The 16,086-nt window shown below is 75.2% G+C and carries 20 protein-coding genes; all 20 read left to right on the top strand.

Annotation, left to right across the window (positions count from 1 at the left end; translation table 11 throughout):
- The first annotated feature begins 30 nt into the window (after window positions 1-30).
- Window positions 31-393, top strand: a complete 363-nt coding sequence (locus tag AC3D3D_RS03740; RefSeq protein ID WP_463660873.1) for a GntR family transcriptional regulator — start codon at window positions 31-33, stop codon at window positions 391-393.
- The gene (locus tag AC3D3D_RS03735) at window positions 390-1,265 is read left to right on the top strand and encodes an ATP-binding cassette domain-containing protein (protein ID WP_463660874.1); all 876 of its coding nucleotides are present in this window, start codon (window positions 390-392) and stop codon (window positions 1,263-1,265) included. Before AC3D3D_RS03740 ends, AC3D3D_RS03735 begins: the two co-directional genes overlap by 4 nt.
- A complete protein-coding gene (locus tag AC3D3D_RS03730) occupies window positions 1,262-2,029 on the top strand; it encodes a hypothetical protein (RefSeq protein WP_463660875.1) in 768 nt (255 codons plus the stop codon). The genes AC3D3D_RS03735 and AC3D3D_RS03730 overlap by 4 nt, the downstream gene beginning before the upstream one ends.
- Before the next feature lie 53 nt (window positions 2,030-2,082).
- Window positions 2,083-3,006: an ABC transporter ATP-binding protein gene (locus AC3D3D_RS03725; RefSeq protein WP_463660876.1), complete on the top strand. Its 924-nt coding sequence runs from the start codon at window positions 2,083-2,085 to the stop codon at window positions 3,004-3,006.
- Window positions 3,003-3,815 (top strand): ABC transporter permease, encoded by an 813-nt coding sequence (locus tag AC3D3D_RS03720; RefSeq protein WP_463660877.1) that lies wholly within the window; start codon window positions 3,003-3,005, stop codon window positions 3,813-3,815. Before AC3D3D_RS03725 ends, AC3D3D_RS03720 begins: the two co-directional genes overlap by 4 nt.
- A gap of 47 nt (window positions 3,816-3,862) precedes the next feature.
- Window positions 3,863-4,744 carry an ATP-binding cassette domain-containing protein gene (locus AC3D3D_RS03715; RefSeq protein ID WP_463660878.1) on the top strand — a complete coding sequence of 294 codons (882 nt, stop codon included), beginning with the start codon at window positions 3,863-3,865 and terminating at the stop codon, window positions 4,742-4,744.
- The gene (locus AC3D3D_RS03710; protein ID WP_463660879.1) at window positions 4,741-5,508 is read left to right on the top strand and encodes a hypothetical protein; all 768 of its coding nucleotides are present in this window, start codon (window positions 4,741-4,743) and stop codon (window positions 5,506-5,508) included. The genes AC3D3D_RS03715 and AC3D3D_RS03710 overlap by 4 nt, the downstream gene beginning before the upstream one ends.
- A 57-nt stretch (window positions 5,509-5,565) precedes the next feature.
- Window positions 5,566-6,450: an ATP-binding cassette domain-containing protein gene (locus AC3D3D_RS03705; protein ID WP_463660880.1), complete on the top strand. Its 885-nt coding sequence runs from the start codon at window positions 5,566-5,568 to the stop codon at window positions 6,448-6,450.
- Window positions 6,447-7,226 (top strand): hypothetical protein, encoded by a 780-nt coding sequence (locus tag AC3D3D_RS03700; protein WP_463660881.1) that lies wholly within the window; start codon window positions 6,447-6,449, stop codon window positions 7,224-7,226. The genes AC3D3D_RS03705 and AC3D3D_RS03700 overlap by 4 nt, the downstream gene beginning before the upstream one ends.
- 224 nt (window positions 7,227-7,450) lie before the next feature.
- A complete protein-coding gene (rpsP, locus tag AC3D3D_RS03695; protein WP_463660882.1) occupies window positions 7,451-7,951 on the top strand; it encodes a 30S ribosomal protein S16 in 501 nt (166 codons plus the stop codon).
- Between the two features lies 1 nt (window position 7,952).
- Window positions 7,953-8,192 carry an RNA-binding protein gene (locus tag AC3D3D_RS03690; RefSeq protein WP_463660883.1) on the top strand — a complete coding sequence of 80 codons (240 nt, stop codon included), beginning with the start codon at window positions 7,953-7,955 and terminating at the stop codon, window positions 8,190-8,192.
- 86 nt (window positions 8,193-8,278) lie between these two features.
- Complete coding sequence (rimM, locus tag AC3D3D_RS03685; RefSeq protein WP_463660884.1) at window positions 8,279-8,869, top strand: ribosome maturation factor RimM; 591 nt, start codon at window positions 8,279-8,281, stop codon at window positions 8,867-8,869.
- A 1-nt stretch (window position 8,870) separates the two neighbouring features.
- The gene (gene trmD / locus AC3D3D_RS03680; protein WP_463660885.1) at window positions 8,871-10,214 is read left to right on the top strand and encodes a tRNA (guanosine(37)-N1)-methyltransferase TrmD; all 1,344 of its coding nucleotides are present in this window, start codon (window positions 8,871-8,873) and stop codon (window positions 10,212-10,214) included.
- Window positions 10,215-10,391: 177 nt separating this feature from the next.
- A complete protein-coding gene (gene rplS / locus AC3D3D_RS03675) occupies window positions 10,392-10,748 on the top strand; it encodes a 50S ribosomal protein L19 (protein WP_463660886.1) in 357 nt (118 codons plus the stop codon).
- A 147-nt stretch (window positions 10,749-10,895) separates the two neighbouring features.
- Window positions 10,896-11,708, top strand: a complete 813-nt coding sequence (lepB, locus tag AC3D3D_RS03670; protein ID WP_463660887.1) for a signal peptidase I — start codon at window positions 10,896-10,898, stop codon at window positions 11,706-11,708.
- Window positions 11,705-12,448 carry a ribonuclease HII gene (gene rnhB / locus AC3D3D_RS03665; protein WP_463660888.1) on the top strand — a complete coding sequence of 248 codons (744 nt, stop codon included), beginning with the start codon at window positions 11,705-11,707 and terminating at the stop codon, window positions 12,446-12,448. Before lepB ends, rnhB begins: the two co-directional genes overlap by 4 nt.
- Window positions 12,449-12,455: 7 nt before the next feature.
- Window positions 12,456-12,758, top strand: coding sequence for a DUF2469 domain-containing protein (locus AC3D3D_RS03660; RefSeq protein ID WP_463660889.1), 303 nt, complete (start codon window positions 12,456-12,458; stop codon window positions 12,756-12,758).
- 114 nt (window positions 12,759-12,872) lie between these two features.
- A complete protein-coding gene (locus AC3D3D_RS03655; protein ID WP_463660890.1) occupies window positions 12,873-13,331 on the top strand; it encodes a YraN family protein in 459 nt (152 codons plus the stop codon).
- Window positions 13,331-14,872, top strand: coding sequence for a YifB family Mg chelatase-like AAA ATPase (locus AC3D3D_RS03650; protein WP_463660891.1), 1,542 nt, complete (start codon window positions 13,331-13,333; stop codon window positions 14,870-14,872). The genes AC3D3D_RS03655 and AC3D3D_RS03650 overlap by 1 nt, the downstream gene beginning before the upstream one ends.
- The gene (gene dprA / locus AC3D3D_RS03645) at window positions 14,865-16,085 is read left to right on the top strand and encodes a DNA-processing protein DprA (RefSeq protein ID WP_463660892.1); all 1,221 of its coding nucleotides are present in this window, start codon (window positions 14,865-14,867) and stop codon (window positions 16,083-16,085) included. The genes AC3D3D_RS03650 and dprA overlap by 8 nt, the downstream gene beginning before the upstream one ends.
- Window position 16,086 lies beyond the last annotated feature (1 nt).

The raw sequence follows: 16,086 nt of genomic DNA, 5'->3' as shown, positions 1-16,086 counted from the left end.
GAGTAATGAACCAAGGGAGTAGGTGAGGGCATGTTCGACGGGTCGGAGCCCATCTACCTCCAGATCGCGGAGCACCTGCGGGGCGAGATCCTCGCGGGCAACCTCCTCGAGGAGGAGCAGGTCATTTCCACCACGCAGTTCGCCACCACCTACCGCATCAACCCGGCCACCGCGGCAAAAGCCTTTGCCCTGCTGGTGGACGAGCAGGTTCTGTACAAGCAACGGGGGGTGGGCATGTTCGTCGCAGCGGGAGCGCCCGCGCGTCTGCGCGCCGAGCGCCGCAGCGCCTTCTTCACCGAGCGGCTCGACCCGCTGCTCGCCCAGGCCGCCGTCCTCGGGATCACCCCCGAGGAGCTCATCGCCCACATCCGCAGCGAAGGAGCCTCGTCATGACCGGCTACCGCGCCGAGGTCGAGAACCTCACCGTGCGCTACGGCCGCACCGCCGCGCTCGAGGACGTCACCGTGCGCATCGAGCCCGGCGCCATCACCGGACTGCTCGGCCGCAACGGCGCCGGCAAGTCCACCCTGCTCGGCCTGCTGGCCTCGCTGCGCCGCCCCACCTCGGGCGCCGTGCGCGTCGAGGGTCGCGACCCCTTCGAGGACGAGGAGCTCATGGAGGGCACCTGCCTGGTCCGCGAGGCCGGCGACCTGGTGACCACCGAGAAGGTGCGCACCAACCTCACGATGTTCGCCGACTTCCGGCCCCGCTGGGACCAGCGGTTCGCCGAGGAGCTCCTCGACGCCTTCGGGGTCGACCCGGCGAAGTCGGTCGACTCCCTGTCCCGCGGGCAGCGCTCGGCCGTGGCCGCGACCGTCGGCCTGGCCACCCGCGCCCCGCTGACGATGTTCGACGAGGTCTACCTCGGCATGGACGCGCCCTCACGCGCGCTGTTCTACGAGCGGCTGCTCGTCGACTACGCCGAGCACCCGCGCACGATCGTGCTCTCCAGCCACCTCATCAGCGAGATCGAGCGGCTCGTCGAGCACGCCGTCATCCTCGACCGCGGGCACCTGCGCCTGGCCGGCGAGTCCGACGAGATCACCGCGGCCGGGGCCACCGTCACCGGGCCGGCCGCGCGCGTGGACGAGGCCGTCGCCGGCCTCGAGGTCCTCGCCGAACGCACCCTCGGCACCACCAAGGAGGCCGCCGTCCACGGGCGGCTCGACCGCACCACCGTCGCGGCCCTCGAGGCCCAGGGCCTGGCCGTCGGCCGGCTCGGCCTCCAGGAGCTCGTCATCCACCTCACGGAGCGCACCTCATGACCGCCACCGGCACGCCCGCGGCCGCCGAGGCCGTCCCCGCCCGACGTCGACCCCAGTGGGTGCGCGTCACGCGCACCATGCTCGGTCTCCACGGGGTGCTCGGCGCCTGGTTCTGGGGCGCCACCGTCGTCGTGCTGGTGGTGGCGACCCTCATCGTCGACCACTTCACCACCGTGCGCGTCTCGATGGTCCAGTACGCCCACTACGCGATGCTCTGGTTCCCGTTCTCGATCGCGGTGGTCATCGCCGCCGCCGCGCTCACCGTGTACGTCGCGACGGGGGTGACCCGCCGGTCCTTCATCCGCGGCGCCCTGGCCTCATCGGCGGTCGTCGCCCTGGCCTACGGCCTGGTCATGGCCCTGCTTCTCCTCCTCGAGGGCGTCATCTACGACGCGCTCGGCTGGGTGCACGGAGCGATGGGCACGGACGACGGCGTCGTGGTCGAGGGGATCTGGGAGTCCGGCCTGCACGTCATCTGGGCCGTGGGGTCCCTCATGATGCTCGCCGGACTCGTCTCCGGCCTCGCCGTCGGGGCCGGCTACTACCGGTTCGGCGGCCTGCGCGGCACCCTCGCGCTGCCGCTGGGCCTGCTGCCCGTGCTCGCCGCCCAGCTGCTCGTCGACCTCGGGAGCGCCGAGTCCCTCGGCCGCCAGGCGGGGCTCGGCGACTGGGTCTACGTCCTTGTCGCCGCGCTCACCGTGGCCCTGGCCCTCTGGTTCGTCGCCGTCGTGCGACGCACCCCCATCGGCGGCGTCGAGAGCTGAGCGCCCGCCACCACCGACCGCACGACCGACCACCCCCGAAGGAGGGGACCACCATGCCGTCCGCCATCGAGATCCACCACATCCGCAAGACCTTCGGCGAGAAGGTCGCCGTCGACGACGTCAGCCTGAGCGTCGAGCGCGGCGAGATCGTCGGCATCCTCGGCCCCAACGGTGCCGGGAAGACCACCACCGTCGAGATCCTCGCAGGCCTCCAGCGGCCCGACTCCGGCACCACCTCGGTGCTCGGCATCGACCCCCAGGTCGACCCCGAGGCCGTCCGCCAGGTCCTCGGCGTCCAGCTCCAGGAGTCGAAGCTGCCGGCGAAGATCCGGGTCGAGGAGGCGCTGCGCCTGTACGCGGCGTTCTACCCCGAGCCCGCCGACATCGACGAGCTCATCGCCATGCTCGGCCTGGAGGAGTCACGAGGCACCGCCTTCGACAACCTCTCCGGCGGCCTCCAGCAGCGCCTGTCCATCGCGCTCGCGCTCGTGGGCAACCCGCAGGTCGTCATCCTCGACGAGCTGACCACCGGGCTGGACCCGGTCGGCCGCCGCGAGACCTGGGCCCTCGTCGAGCGGGTCCGCGACTCCGGCGTCACCGTCCTGCTCGTCACCCACTTCATGGACGAGGCCGAGCACCTCGCCGACCGGATCGTCGTCATCGACGCCGGCCGGGTCGTCGCCTCCGGCACGCCCGCCGAGCTGACCTCCGCGGGCGCCGCGGAGACCGAGCTGTCCATCGCCCTGCCCACCGGCTCCGACGCCGAGGACGCCCTGCGCGGGCTCGAGGCCGTCACCGCGGTCACCCGCAGCGGCTCCACCGTCCGCGTCACCGGCGGCGACCGCACCCTGCCCGACGTCGTCGCCGCGCTCGACGCGCGCGGCATCGTCCCCACCGCCCTGTCCACCCGTACCCGCACGCTTGAGGACGTCTTCGTCGACGTCACCGGGCGCACCACCGAGGAGGTCCCCGTATGACCGCCGTCGCTCACGCCGCACCGACCACGCCGACCACCGCCCGCACCGGCAGGTGGCGGGGGTTCGGCGCCCTCGCCCGCTCCGAGCTCGTCCTGTTCACCCGGGACTTCGGCTCGGTGTTCTTCGCCCTCGCCTTCCCCACGATCCTCGCCGTCGGGCTCGGCTTCGCCATCCCCGGCATGCGCGACCCGGTGGACTCGCCGGGCAACCCCTACGACGGCGCGCTCGTCATCGCCATGTTCATGCCCGTCATCCTGGCCACGGCCATCGCCGCACCGGCGCTGACCACGCTGCCGTCCTACATCGCCGGCTACCGCGAGCGCGGCGTCCTGCGCCGCCTGGCCACGACGCCGATCCGCCAGCAGTGGATCCTCGTCGCCCAGGTCGTCGTCAACACGCTGGCGTTCATCGTGGCCGCGGGCCTCGCCGTCGGTCTCTCGGCGGTGGTGTTCGACCTCGAGGCCGTGCGCCAGCCGCTCGTCCTCGTCGCCTCGTTCCTCCTGGGGGCGGCGGCCACCTTCGGGATCGGCCTGCTCATCGCCGCGGTCGCCAGCAAGGCGTCGACCGCCAACGGCCTGGGCATGCTCGTCTACTTCCCCATGCTGTTCTTCGCGGGGCTGTGGACGCCGGGCCCGATCATGCCTGACATCCTGGAGAGCATCGCCACCTACACCCCGCTCGGGGCCGCCAGCCAGGCCATGACCGAGGGCTGGTTCGGCACCGATGTGCCGTGGCTCCAGCTGGCCGTCATGGTCGGCTACGTCGCCGTGCTCTACCCGCTGTCCGCCCGCCTGTTCCGCTGGTCCTGACCGGCACCCGGTCCGTGCCGGCACTCGCACCACGACGAAGGGTTCCCATGTCCGCCCACCCACCGCTCGGAGCGCACCTCGACGCCGTCGAGGCGCGCTTCGGCGCGACCACCGCCCTCGACGGCGCCACCTTCCGCATCGAGCCCGGCACCATCACCGGGCTGCTCGGCCGCAACGGCTCCGGCAAGACCACCGCCCTGTCCCTGCTGGCCGCCTACCGGCGACCGACCGGCGGCACGGTCGGCGTCGGGGGCCGGGACCCGTTCGAGCACGCGCCGACGCACGCCCGGGTGTGCCTCGTGCGCGAGTCGGGGGACTTCGACACCGACGAGAAGGTGCGCGACGTGCTCGCGCTGTGGGCGCGGTTCCGTCCCACGTGGGACCAGGCGTGGGCCGAGGAGCTGCTCGACCACTTCGAGGTCTCGTCGCGCGCGAAGCTCTCCACGCTCTCGCGCGGGCGGCGCGCGGTCGTCGCGGCGGTGGTCGGGCTGGCCTCGCGGGCGCCGCTGACGATGTTCGACGAGGTGCACCTGGGCATGGACGCCCCCACCCGGGTGGGCTTCTACGACCGGCTCCTCGCCGACTACGCCGCCCACCCGCGCACGATCGTCCTGTCCAGCCACCTCATCTCCGAGGTCGAGCACCTCCTCGAGCGCGTCGTCGTCCTCGACGCCGGCCGCGTCGTCGCCGACACCACGGTCGAGGAGATGCAGGCCATGGGTGCCCGGCTCACCGGCCGCGCCGAGACCGTCCGCGGGGCGGCCGCCGACCTGCAGGTGCTCGGGGAGCGGGTGCTCGGCCCCACGGCCGAGCTGACCGTGCTCGGGCTGACCGACGAGGGTCGCGCCGCGCTCGCGGACCGGGGGATCGGCATCGAGCACGTCGGCCTGCAGGACATCGTCATCCACCTCACCGGGAGGAGCGCATGAGCGTCGTCGACCACCCTCGGGACAGCGGCACGCAATGGCGGCCGGCCACCAGGCACTTCCTGTCGGTCCATCTCTGGCTGGTCGCCGTGGTCCTCGTCGGCGTCACCGTGCTCGCCGGCATCGTCCTGCTCGTGTTCCACCTCGTGGGTACCCCGCAGCAGTCGTTCGTCCAGTACGGGCTGCAGATCCAGACCTGGTTCACCTTCGGCCTGACGATCTGGACCGTGTGGGCCGGCATGGACCACCTCGTCCCCGCCGGCGCGACCCGCCGCGCGGTCATCATCGCCGTCCCGGCCGCCGCCACGATCGCCGGAGCGCTCGCCGGGGCCCTCTCGGTGGTCACGCTCTGGCTCGAGAGCCTGCTCTTCCGCGCTGCGGGCTGGGCGCACGTCGCCGCCACCGAGGACGGGGTCGCCGAGCCCGGGCCGTGGGCGCAGGGGTGGCTCGAGGTCGCCCTCGAGCGCGGCTCCCTCCTGGTCGCCGCCGCGCTGGCCGGCGCGCTCGTGGGCGCCGCGTTCTACCGGTTCACCGATGGCCTCTGGTACGTCGCGGTCCTCACGCTGCCGCTGACCCTCCTCCCGATGGTCCTCGTCGCGCTGTTCGTCGCGGACGGCACGGTGACCTTCGGCCCCATCCCCGACCTGCCCACCTGGACCTACGGGCCGGCACCCCTCGCCCTGGTGCTCGCGCTCGTCGCGGCCTACGCGCTCACGCTCACCCACCTCCTGCTGCGCGACGTGGACCTGCGCATGCGCGCCCTCTGACCCACGCCGCGACCGCCCCCCGTCCACCCACGACCCCTCACCCACGGAGGAGAGCTCATGGCACTGCCCGCACCGTTCGGCGCGGCCCTCGAACGCGCCGGCGTGCGGTTCGGCCGCACCGAGGCGCTCGCCGGGTCGAGCGCCCAGATCGCCCCGGGCCGCATCACCGGACTGCTGGGTCGCAACGGCTCGGGGAAGACGACCGCCCTGTCCCTGCTCGCCGGGTTCCGACGACCGACCGAGGGCCGGGCGCTCGTCGACGGCCGCGACCCCTTCGACGACCCCACCCTCGCGCCGCTGGTGTGCCTCGTGCGCGAGGACGGCGACGTCATCCGTGACCAGAAGATCAGCGACACCCTCGAGGTCGCCGAGCAGCTGCGCCCCACCTGGGACCAGGAGTGGGCCGAGCTGCTCCTCGACCACTTCGACATCGACCTCTCGACGCGTCCCAACGAGCTCTCCCGCGGTCAGCGATCCGTGGTCGGCGCCGTCGTCGGGCTCGCCTCCAGGGCGCCGCTGACGATGTTCGACGAGGTGCACCTGGGCATGGACGCCCCCACCCGGGTCGCGTTCTACGACGTCCTGGTGGCCGACTACGCCGCCCACCCGCGCACCATCGTCCTGTCCAGCCACCTCATCTCCGAGATCGAGAACATCCTCGAGGACGTCGTGCTGCTCGACCACGGCCGGGTCCTGCACTCCGGCGGCGCCGAGGAGCTGCGCCTGCGCGGGGCCACCCTCACCGGCCGCACCGAGGCCGTCCGCGAGGTCACCGCCGAGATGGAGGTGCTCGCCGAGCGCACCCTGGGCCCCACGAGCGAGGTCACCGTGCTGGCCACCCTCGACGCCGCCCGCCGGGCGGAGCTGGCCCGCCAGGGCATCGGCGTCGGGCACGTGGGCCTGCAGGACATCGTCATCCACCTCACCGGGAGCCCCTCATGACCGCACCCGCGCACCCGCTCGTCCCCGCCGCACGGCCGGCCGGGCCACGCCGGCCGCAGTGGCTGGTCGTCGCCGCCTCCTCGTGCGCCGCCCACCTCGCGGTCGGCGCCATCGCCCTGGGTATCGGTGTCCTCCTCGCCGCGGTCGTCCTCGCGGCGCAGGCCGTGTTCTGGAGCGTGGACCTGTCCTTCGTCGTCTCCCTCGCCTCCCTCCAGCACGGCATCCCCTTCGTGCTGGCGCTCACGCTCGTGCGCCAGCACATGTTCACCTTCGTCCCGCAGGGCGCGACCCGCCCGGCCGTCGTGGCCGGCAACCTCGCCTCGGCGCCCGTGGCCGGTCTCGTGTGGGCGGCCGCCGGCACGGCGCTGCTCGCGCTCGAGGCGCTCGCCTTCCGGCTCGCGGACTGGCAGCACGTCGCGCCCGACGCCGAGGAGCTCGGCTCCTGGGAGCGCGGCTGGTGGTTCGTCCTGCTCGTCACCGCCGTCAACGCCACCGTGGTCACCCTCGGCGGGCAGGTCGTCGGCGCGCTGTTCCACCGCTTCCACGGCGGGGCCACGCTGCTCGCGGTGCTGCTCACGGTGCCCGCCGTCGCGGTCCTGGTCGCCACGGTGGCGTTCGGCACCGGGTACGACCTGCGCGGGCGCGCCCTGGGAGGCCTGCAGCCGGGCGACCCGGGCGCGTGGGTCGGGCCGACGGTGGTCGTGGCGGCCGTCGCCTGCCTCGCGGCGGCGCTCGCGCTCGTGCTGCGCGGCGCGCCGGCCCGGTCCCGACCCTGACCCGCGTGGCCCTCACCCGCCCCGCACGTGGCCGACGGCACGTGCCCGACCCCAGCCGGGCCGGTGCCGTGCGGGGAGATGTCTGGCACAATGACCGGCTGTACACCGGTGCGCTCGGGCCCCTCTCTCCCGCTCGCGCCGTGTCCCGGGCAACCGGCGTCGACGTGACCCACCGTCGGCGCAGGCCGCCCACCTGAACCCCAGAACCAGGAGCACCCACTCAAGTGGCAGTCAAGATCCGACTCAAGCGTCTCGGCAAGATTCACTCCCCGCACTACCGCGTGGTCGTCATGGACTCGCGGACCCGACGCGACGGGCGGGCCATCGAGGAGATCGGCCTGTACAACCCGATGGAGGAGCCCTCGCTCATCCAGATCGACTCCGAGCGTGCGCAGTACTGGCTCGGCGTCGGCGCCCAGCCGACCGAGCAGGTCGCCGCGCTGCTCAAGGTCACCGGTGACTGGCAGCAGTTCAAGGGCCTCGACGGCGCCGAGGGCACGCTGCGCACCAAGGACGCCTCGGAGGAGACCGTCGCCGCCGAGCGCGCCGCCGCGGTCAAGGCCGCCGAGGACGCCGCCGAGAAGCGCAAGGCCGACGCGTCGGCCAAGAAGGCCGAGGAGGAGGCCGCGGCCGCCGCCGAGGCTGCCGCGGAGACCTCCACGGAGTCCTCCGAGGACGCGGCCGAGGGGACCGACGAGGCCGAGACGCCGGCCGAGGAGGCCTGACGTGCTCGCCGACGCGCTCGAGCACCTCGTGCGCGGCATCGTCGACAACCCTGACGACGTCCGCGTCACCGAGCGCTCGCTGCGTCGCGGCGACCTGCTCGAGGTCCGGGTCAACCCCGCCGACCTCGGACGCGTGATCGGCCGCCAGGGCCGCACCGCCAAGGCGCTGCGCACCGTCGTCGGCGCGCTGTCGACCTCCGGTCCCGTGCGGATCGACGTCGTCGACACCGACCGCCGCTGACACGACCGACCGAACGACGGACCCGGCCCGCCACGGGCCGGGTCCGCGTCGTCCCACCCGTCCGACACCCTCGAGGAGGACCAGCCGTGCAGCTCACCGTCGCCGTCGTCGGCGCCCCCCACGCGCTCAGGGGGGAGGTCCGCCTCGACGTCCGCACGGACGACCCGGCCGGCCGGCTCGCGGTCGGGGAGACGCTGGAGACCGACCCCGCCGACGCCGGGCCGCTGACGATCGCCCACGTGCGTGAGGACCGCGGCTCGATCTACGTGCGCTTCGAGGGCACCGAGGACCGCACCGGCGCCGAGGCCCTGCGCGGGGTGCGCCTCGTCCTCGAGAGCGACGAGGAGGACGACGAGGAGGACGCCTGGTACCCGCACGAGCTGCGCGGCCTGCGCGTCGAGCACGTCGACGGCCGCCTGCTGGGTGAGGTCGTCGGGCTGCAGAGCGCACCGGGCCACGACCTGCTGCTCGTGCGCGAGGAGGAGGGGCCGACCACGCCGGTGCCCTTCGTGCGGGCGATCGTCCCCGTCGTCGATGTCGCCGCCGGCCGCGTCGTCCTCGACCCCCCGCGCGGGCTGCTCGCCGCGGACCCGCTGCCCGAGGACGAGACCGACGATGGCGCGACCGACGCCGTGACGGGGGAGGGCTCTGCCGAGGACGCCCCCGGGAGCCCGTGACGTGCGCATCGACGTCGTCTCGATCTTCCCCGAGTACCTCGCCCCGCTCGACCTCAGCCTCATCGGCAGGGCGCGGCGCGAGGGCCTTCTCGACCTGACCGTGCACGACCTGCGCGACGTCACCACCGACCGCCACCGCACGGTCGACGACACCCCCGCCGGCGGGGGAGCGGGCATGGTCATGCGCGCCGACGTCTGGGGCGAGGCGCTCGACCCCCTCCTCGCCGGCGGCGGCACCCTGGCGATCCCCGCCCCGGCCGGCACGCCACTGACCCAGCCCACCCTCGACGTGCTCGCCGCCGAGGGCGCACCGCTCGTCGTGGCCTGCGGTCGGTACGAGGGCATCGACGCCCGCGTCGCCGAGCACTACCGCTCGCGGGCGGACGTCACCGTCCTCGAGTTCTCGCTGGGCGACTACGTCCTCAACGGCGGCGAGGTGGCCGCGCTCGCGCTCGTCGAGGGCGTGGTCCGCCTCCTGCCCGGCGTCGTGGGCAACCCCGACTCCCTGGCCGAGGAGTCCCACGCCGGTGACGGCACCCTCGAGTACCCCGTCTACACCCGTCCCACCGAGTGGCGCGGCCTGGCGATCCCCGCCGTGCTCACGTCCGGGGACCACGGCGCCGCCCGCGCCTGGCGCCGCGCCCGCTCCCTCGAGCGCACCGCCGAGCGGCGCCCCGACCTCCTCGCCGCGCTGGATGCCGCCGGGCTCACCGCCTCCGACCGCCGCACCCTCGCCGGCCTCGGGCAGGTGCTCCCGGCGGGCGCCGAGCACCCCGTGCCCGTCGAGGTCCGCGACGCCACCTTCGGCGACGCCGAGGACCTCGCCGCGCTCGCCGCGGTCACCTTCCCGCTGGCCTGCCCCCCGGGCACCTCGGACGAGGACATCGCCGCCTTCGTCGTCGAGCACCTGTCGGCGGCCAGGATGCGCGAGTACGCCGCCTCCTCCCGCGCGATCCTCCAGGTCGCCACCGACGGCGCCCGGCTGGTGGGCTACACCCTCACCCACCTGCCCTCCGCCGCGGACGAGCCCCCGTACGCGCCCGACGTGGCCGCCGTCGTCACCGCCCGCCCGGCCGCCGAGCTGTCCAAGATCTACCTCGACCCGGACTACATCGGCTCCGGCCTGGCCACGGTGCTGCTCGAGCGCGCGACCCGGGCCGCGGCCGCCGCCACGGTCGACGGCCGGCCGGTGGCGGCCCTGTGGCTGGGCACGAACCTGCGCAACCGGCGCGCCCGCACGGCCTACGCGCGTGCCGGGTTCGTCGACGCCGGACGCCGCACCTTCCGGGTCGGCGCGACCACTCACGAGGATGCGGTGATGGTGCGCGACCTCACTGCCCCCTGAGCCCGACCCCCCTGGGGCCCGACGGGGCGTTGTGGCAGGATGGAGCGGCTCGCGCGGCCATGCGCCGCGGCCACCGACCTGCCGCAGGGGGTCGCGGCCACAGCGGGCCACCGGACCGAACGGCGCGCGGCGCCGACCAGCCGCCCGTGACCTGCGCGCACGGACGAAGGAGAGATCATGCAGACCCTGGACTTCATCGACTCGGCGTCGATGCGCACCGACATCCCCGATTTCCGCGCGGGCGACACCGTCAAGGTCAACGTCAAGGTCGTCGAGGGCACCCGCTCCCGCGTCCAGGTCTTCCAGGGCGCCGTCATCGCCCGGCAGGGCCAGGGCGTGCGCGAGACCTTCACGGTCCGCAAGGTCAGCTTCGGCGTCGGCGTCGAGCGCACCTTCCCGCTGCACGCCCCCACGATCGACTCCATCGAGCGCGTGAGCCGCGGCGACGTGCGCCGCGCCAAGCTCTACTACCTGCGCAACCTGCACGGCAAGGCCGCCAAGATCCGCGAGAAGCGCGAGAACACCGGCGCCTGAGCAGCATCGGGCAGCCCATGGTGAGCGACGACGCCCGACGGACGACACGTCCGTCGGGCGTCGTGCTGCGCGGGCTACCGTGAGCCCTACCGGCGGCCACGCCGCCGGGCGTCCGGGTCGACCGGTCGGCCGCACCGAGGAGGACGCATGACCCAGCCGCTCACCCCACCGAGCGCGCCCACCCCCGCGGAGGTCGACGCACCCGTCGAGGAGAGCCGGACCGACCCCGCGACGACGGCGCGGCCCGCGCCCGCCGAGGACGACGGCGCGCGCCCGGCGAGGCGCCGCCGTGGCGGTGTGGGGGCGTGGCTGCGTGAGACGGCGATCATCGTGGTCTGCGCGCTGGTGCTGTCGGTGCTCATCAAGACGTTCCTCGTCCAGGCCTTCTACATCCCCTCGGGGTCCATGGAGGACACCCTCGAGGTCGGGGACCGCGTGATGGTCAGCAAGCTCACCCCCGGCCCCTTCGACCTCGAGCGCGGGGACATCGTCGTCTTCGTCGACCCGGGCGGCTGGCTCGAGGAGCAGCCCGAGCCCTCGGGCAACCCGGTGCAGCGCGCCGTCACCGACGGCCTGACCTTCGTGGGGATCCTCCCGCAGGACGCCGGCCAGCACCTCATCAAGCGGGTCGTCGGCCTGCCCGGTGACACCGTCACCTGCTGCGACGACGGCGGACGGCTCATGGTCAACGGCGAGCCCATCGACGAGCCCTACCTGGCGCCCGGCGCCCAGCCCTCGTCCCTGGAGTTCGAGGTCGTCGTCCCCGAGGGGCACCTGTGGGTGATGGGGGACAACCGGGACAACTCCGCCGACTCGCGCGCCCACATGGGCGGCCCCGGCGGCGGGTTCGTACCGATCGACAACGTCGTGGGCACCGCCTTCGCCACCGTGTGGCCGCTGGGCAACCTCACCTGGCACTCCGACCCGGAGGAGACGTTCGCCGGCGTCCCGGCCCCGTGACGCCGAGGTCCACCGCGCCCGGGCCCGACCTGTCCCGGGAGCGCGAGCTGCTCGCCGCCCTGCCCGCCCACGCCGTGGTCCTCGGCGTCGACGAGGTGGGGCGCGGGGCGCTGGCCGGCCCGGTGAGCGTGGGGGTGTGCGCCGTCGGGCACGGCACCGGTGAGATGCCCGCCGGCCTGCACGACTCGAAGATGCTGCGGCCCGCCGCGCGCGAGGGGCTCGTCGAGCCCGTGCGCGCCTGGGCACTCGCCGCGGCGGTCGGGCACGCCCGGGCCGGCGAGATCGACGCGGTCGGCATCCTCGCCGCGCAGCGCCTCGCCGCCCGCCGCGCCCTGCGCGAGGTGGTCGGGGTGCTGGTGAGCGCGGGACTGGTCCCCGGGGCCACCATCCTCGACGGCAGGCACGACTGGCTCGCCGAGCCGGTCGCCGACCTGTTCTCGCAGGACGTCCCCGCGGTGGCCGGGGACGACGACGCGGACCTGCCCCCGTGGCCGCTGCCCGTGGTGTGCGAGGTCAAGGGCGACATGCGCTGCGCCTCCGTCGCCGGGGCCTCCGTGCTCGCCAAGGTCGAGCGCGACGCGCTGATGACCGAGGCCGCCGGTCGACCCGCCCTGGCCGCCTACGGCTTCGACGGCAACAAGGGGTACGGGTCCGCGCAGCACCTGGCCGCGCTCGCCGCGTCCGGCGCGAGCGACTGGCACCGGCGCTCGTGGCGGCTCCCGGGCCCGAGCGGTGCATGATGGTCCGGTGAGTGCAGAGGACCTGGAGAACTACGAGACCGACCTGGAGCTCGGCCTGTACCGCGAGTACCGCGACGTGGTGAACCTGTTCACCTACGTCGTCGAGACCGAGCGCCGCTTCTACCTGTGCAACAGCGTGGACGTGCAGGTGCGCAACGCGGGCGGCGACGTCTTCTTCGAGCTCAACCTCGCCGACGCCTGGGTCTGGGACGTCTACCGCTCCGCCCGGTTCGTCAAGAGCGTGCGCGTGGTGACGTTCAAGGACGTCAACGTCGAGGAGCTCAGCCAGTCGGACATCAAGCTGCCGTAGCCGCCCCGCGCGGTCCCCACAGGCACCCCCGGCCCGCGCCCGTCCCCAGGACCGCCGACGGCGCCCCGCCCGGCCGGGCCCACCCGGCTTGGGTGGGTCCCGGAGGTGGTGACGATGACCGACGTCGACCAGCACGTGGGGCGGGAACCGGCGGGGGAGCCCCCGCCGGCGGACCGGGGACGGATCGCGCTGGGCGCCTGGGGCGAGCGCGTGGCCGAGCAGCACCTGGACGCGCAGGGGCTCGAGGTGGTGGACCGCAACTGGCGGGTCCGCGACGGCGAGCTCGACCTGGTCGCCTGGGACCCCGGCGAGCAGCAGTGGGTGGCCGTCGAGGTCAAGACCCGGCGCAGCACCACCTTCGGTGAGCCGGTCGAGGCCGTCACCACCGCCAAGGCCGCCCGGCTGCGGCGCCTGGCCCACGCCTGGGTGGTGGCCCGGGCCCGCGGCGAGCGGCCCTGGGACGACGACGCGGGCGTCGCGGCCTACCGCGGCGCCCGGGTGCGCATCGACGTGGTCGGGGTCCTCGTCCGCGGCGACGGCCCGCAGGTCACCCACCTGCGGTCGGTGGCCTGATGGGCGCCTCGCTCGGCCGCGCGATGACGGTGGCCCTGGTGGGGACGACCGGCCACCTCGTCGACGTCGAGGCGCACATCGCCGACGGGCTGCCCGCGTTCACGGTGGTCGGCCTGCCCGACACCGCGGTCTCCGAGGCCCGCGAGCGCGTCCGGGCCGCCATGTCCTCCTGCGGGACGCCCTGGCGGCCCTCGCGCACGACCGTCAACCTCGCCCCGGCCTCCCTGCACAAGCACGGCACCGGCCTGGACCTCGCGCTGGCCGTGTCCGTGCTCGTGGCCGCCAAGGACGTCACCGACCGCCGCCCACGCCTCTTCCTCGGCGAGCTCGGGCTCGACGGCCGGGTCCAGCCGGTGCGCGGGGTCCTGCCCGCGGTGCTCGCCGCCCGCGAGCAGGGGGTCGAGGAGGTCGTGGTGCCCGCCGCCAACGCCGCCGAGGCCCGCCTCGTGGCCGGCGTGACCGTGCGGGCCGTCGAGCACCTCGCCGACGTCGTCGTCGCCCTCGGCGGTGAGGCCCGCCGCCCGCCCACCCCGCGCCAGGCCGCGCCTACCGCGGGCTCACCCCCGCCGGCCCCGGCGCCCCGGCCCGAGCCGGACCTCGCCGACGTGCTCGGCCAGGACGGGGCGCGCCGCGCCCTGGAGGTCGCGGCCGCCGGCGGCCACCACCTGTTCCTGCTCGGCCCGCCGGGGGCGGGCAAGTCCATGCTCGCCGCCCGCCTGCCGGGCCTGCTGCCCGACCTCGACGACGACGCCGCCCTGGAGGTCACCGCCGTGCACTCGGTGGCCGGTGTCTACGCCGGGGAGACCCTCGTACGGCGTCCACCCTTCGAGGAGCCGCACCACACGGCCACCGCCGTGGCGGTGATCGGCGGCGGTTCGGGACTGCCCCGCCCCGGGGCCGCCTCCCGGGCCCACCGCGGGGTGCTCCTGCTCGACGAGAGCCCGGAGTTCCCCACCCGGGTGCTCGACACTCTGCGCCAGCCGCTGGAGTCCGGCGAGATCGTCCTGCACCGCGCCGCCGGCTCCGCCCGCTTCCCGGCGCGCTTCCAGCTCGTCCTCACCGCCAACCCGTGCCCGTGCGGCAACGGCGTCGGCGACGGGCGGCTGTGCACCTGCTCGGGGGCCGCCCGCGCCCGCTACCTCTCCCGGCTCTCCGGCCCGCTCATGGACCGGGTCGACCTGCAGGTCACCGTCGATCGGGTCACCCGGGCGATCGCGTCCGTGGCGGAGCGCCCCGAGCCGAGCGCCGTCGTCGCGGCCCGGGTGGCCTCCGCGCGGGCGGCCGCGGCCGCCCGCCTGGCCGGGACCGGCTGGCACACGAACGCCGAGGTCACCGGCGCCTGGCTGCGACGGCGCACCGCGGGGGAGGCCATGACCCTCGTCGCCCGCGCCGTCGACCGCGGCGCCCTGACGATGCGCGGCATGGACCGGGTGCTGCGCGTGGCCTGGACGATCGCCGACCTCGACGGCGAGGCGCGGCCCGGCCCGATGCACGTCGGCGAGGCGATGCGGCTGCGCAACGTGGCGGTGGGACGTGGCTGAGGAGGGGCGCGACCGCTCCGCCCGCGCCGCCTGGAGCCGCCTCGTCGAGGGCGCCGACCCCCAGGCGCACCGCCTCATCGCCGCGCTCGGGCCCGCCGCCGCGCTGGACTGGCTGCGCCGGGCGGTGAGCGCCACCGTGCTGCCGCCGCTGCCGGCGGGCACCGAGGTGGGGCGCGGCACGCTGGCGACGGCGGTGTCCCGCTGGGCGCCGCGGCTCACCCACCTCGACCCCGGCCGGGACCTCGCCACCGTGGAGCGCCTCGGCGGCTGGTTCCTCACGCCGGCCGAGGCGGACTGGCCCGGCGGGCTCGACGACCTCGGGGAGGACGCCCCGCCGGGACTGTGGGGCCGCGGGCAGGCCGGCGCCCTGGCCGGCCCGGCCGTGGCGGTCGTCGGCTCCCGGGCGGCCACGCCCTACGGGATGACCGTGGCCGCCGAGCTCGCGGCCGGGGTCGCCGACGCGGGGCTGGTCGTGGTCTCCGGCGGCGCCTACGGGATCGACACCGCCGCGCACCGCGGGGCGCTCGCGGTCGGCGGACGCACGGTCGCCGTCATGGCCGGCGGGGTCGACCGCTTCTACCCGCGCGGGAGCGCGGACCTGCTCGAGGACGCCCTCGAGGCGGGCGCGGTGGTGGCCGAGGCGGCGCCGGGCTGCAACCCGGCCCGGCACCGGTTCCTCTCCCGCAACCGGCTCATCGCCGTCCTGTCCGGGGCCACGGTGGTGGTCGAGGCCGCGCTGCGCTCGGGGGCGCTGTCCACCGCTCGGCACGCCGCGGCGCTGGGCCGCCCGCTCGGCGCCGTCCCGGGGCCCGTCACCTCGATGGCCTCGGCCGGCTGCCACCGACTCATGCGGGAGCAGGCGGCCACCTGCGTGACGACCTGGGAGGAGCTCGCCGAGCTCGCGCTGCCGATCGGGGCCACCCTCGGCGGGCACGCCGGTGGTGCGCCGGGCGGCGGGGCCCGCGTGCGGGGCGGCGCACCGGGCGGTGGCTCGGGGCAGGCGCACGACGACGGACCGGGACTGCTCGACGGACTGGACCCCGCCTGCGCGCGGGTCCTCGACGCCCTGCCCGCGGTGCGCGCGGCCGACGCCGCCTCCGTCGTGCGCAACGCCGGGCTGGACGAGCGGACGGTGCGCTCCGCGCTCGGCCTGCTCGAGCTCGCCGGCCGCGCGGAACGGGTCGGTCAGCGGTGGCGGCGGTGCGCTGCCTGAC

This window comes from Georgenia sp. X1117, from assembly GCF_057784635.1.
This window is presented reverse-complemented; position numbering and strand designations above follow the sequence as displayed.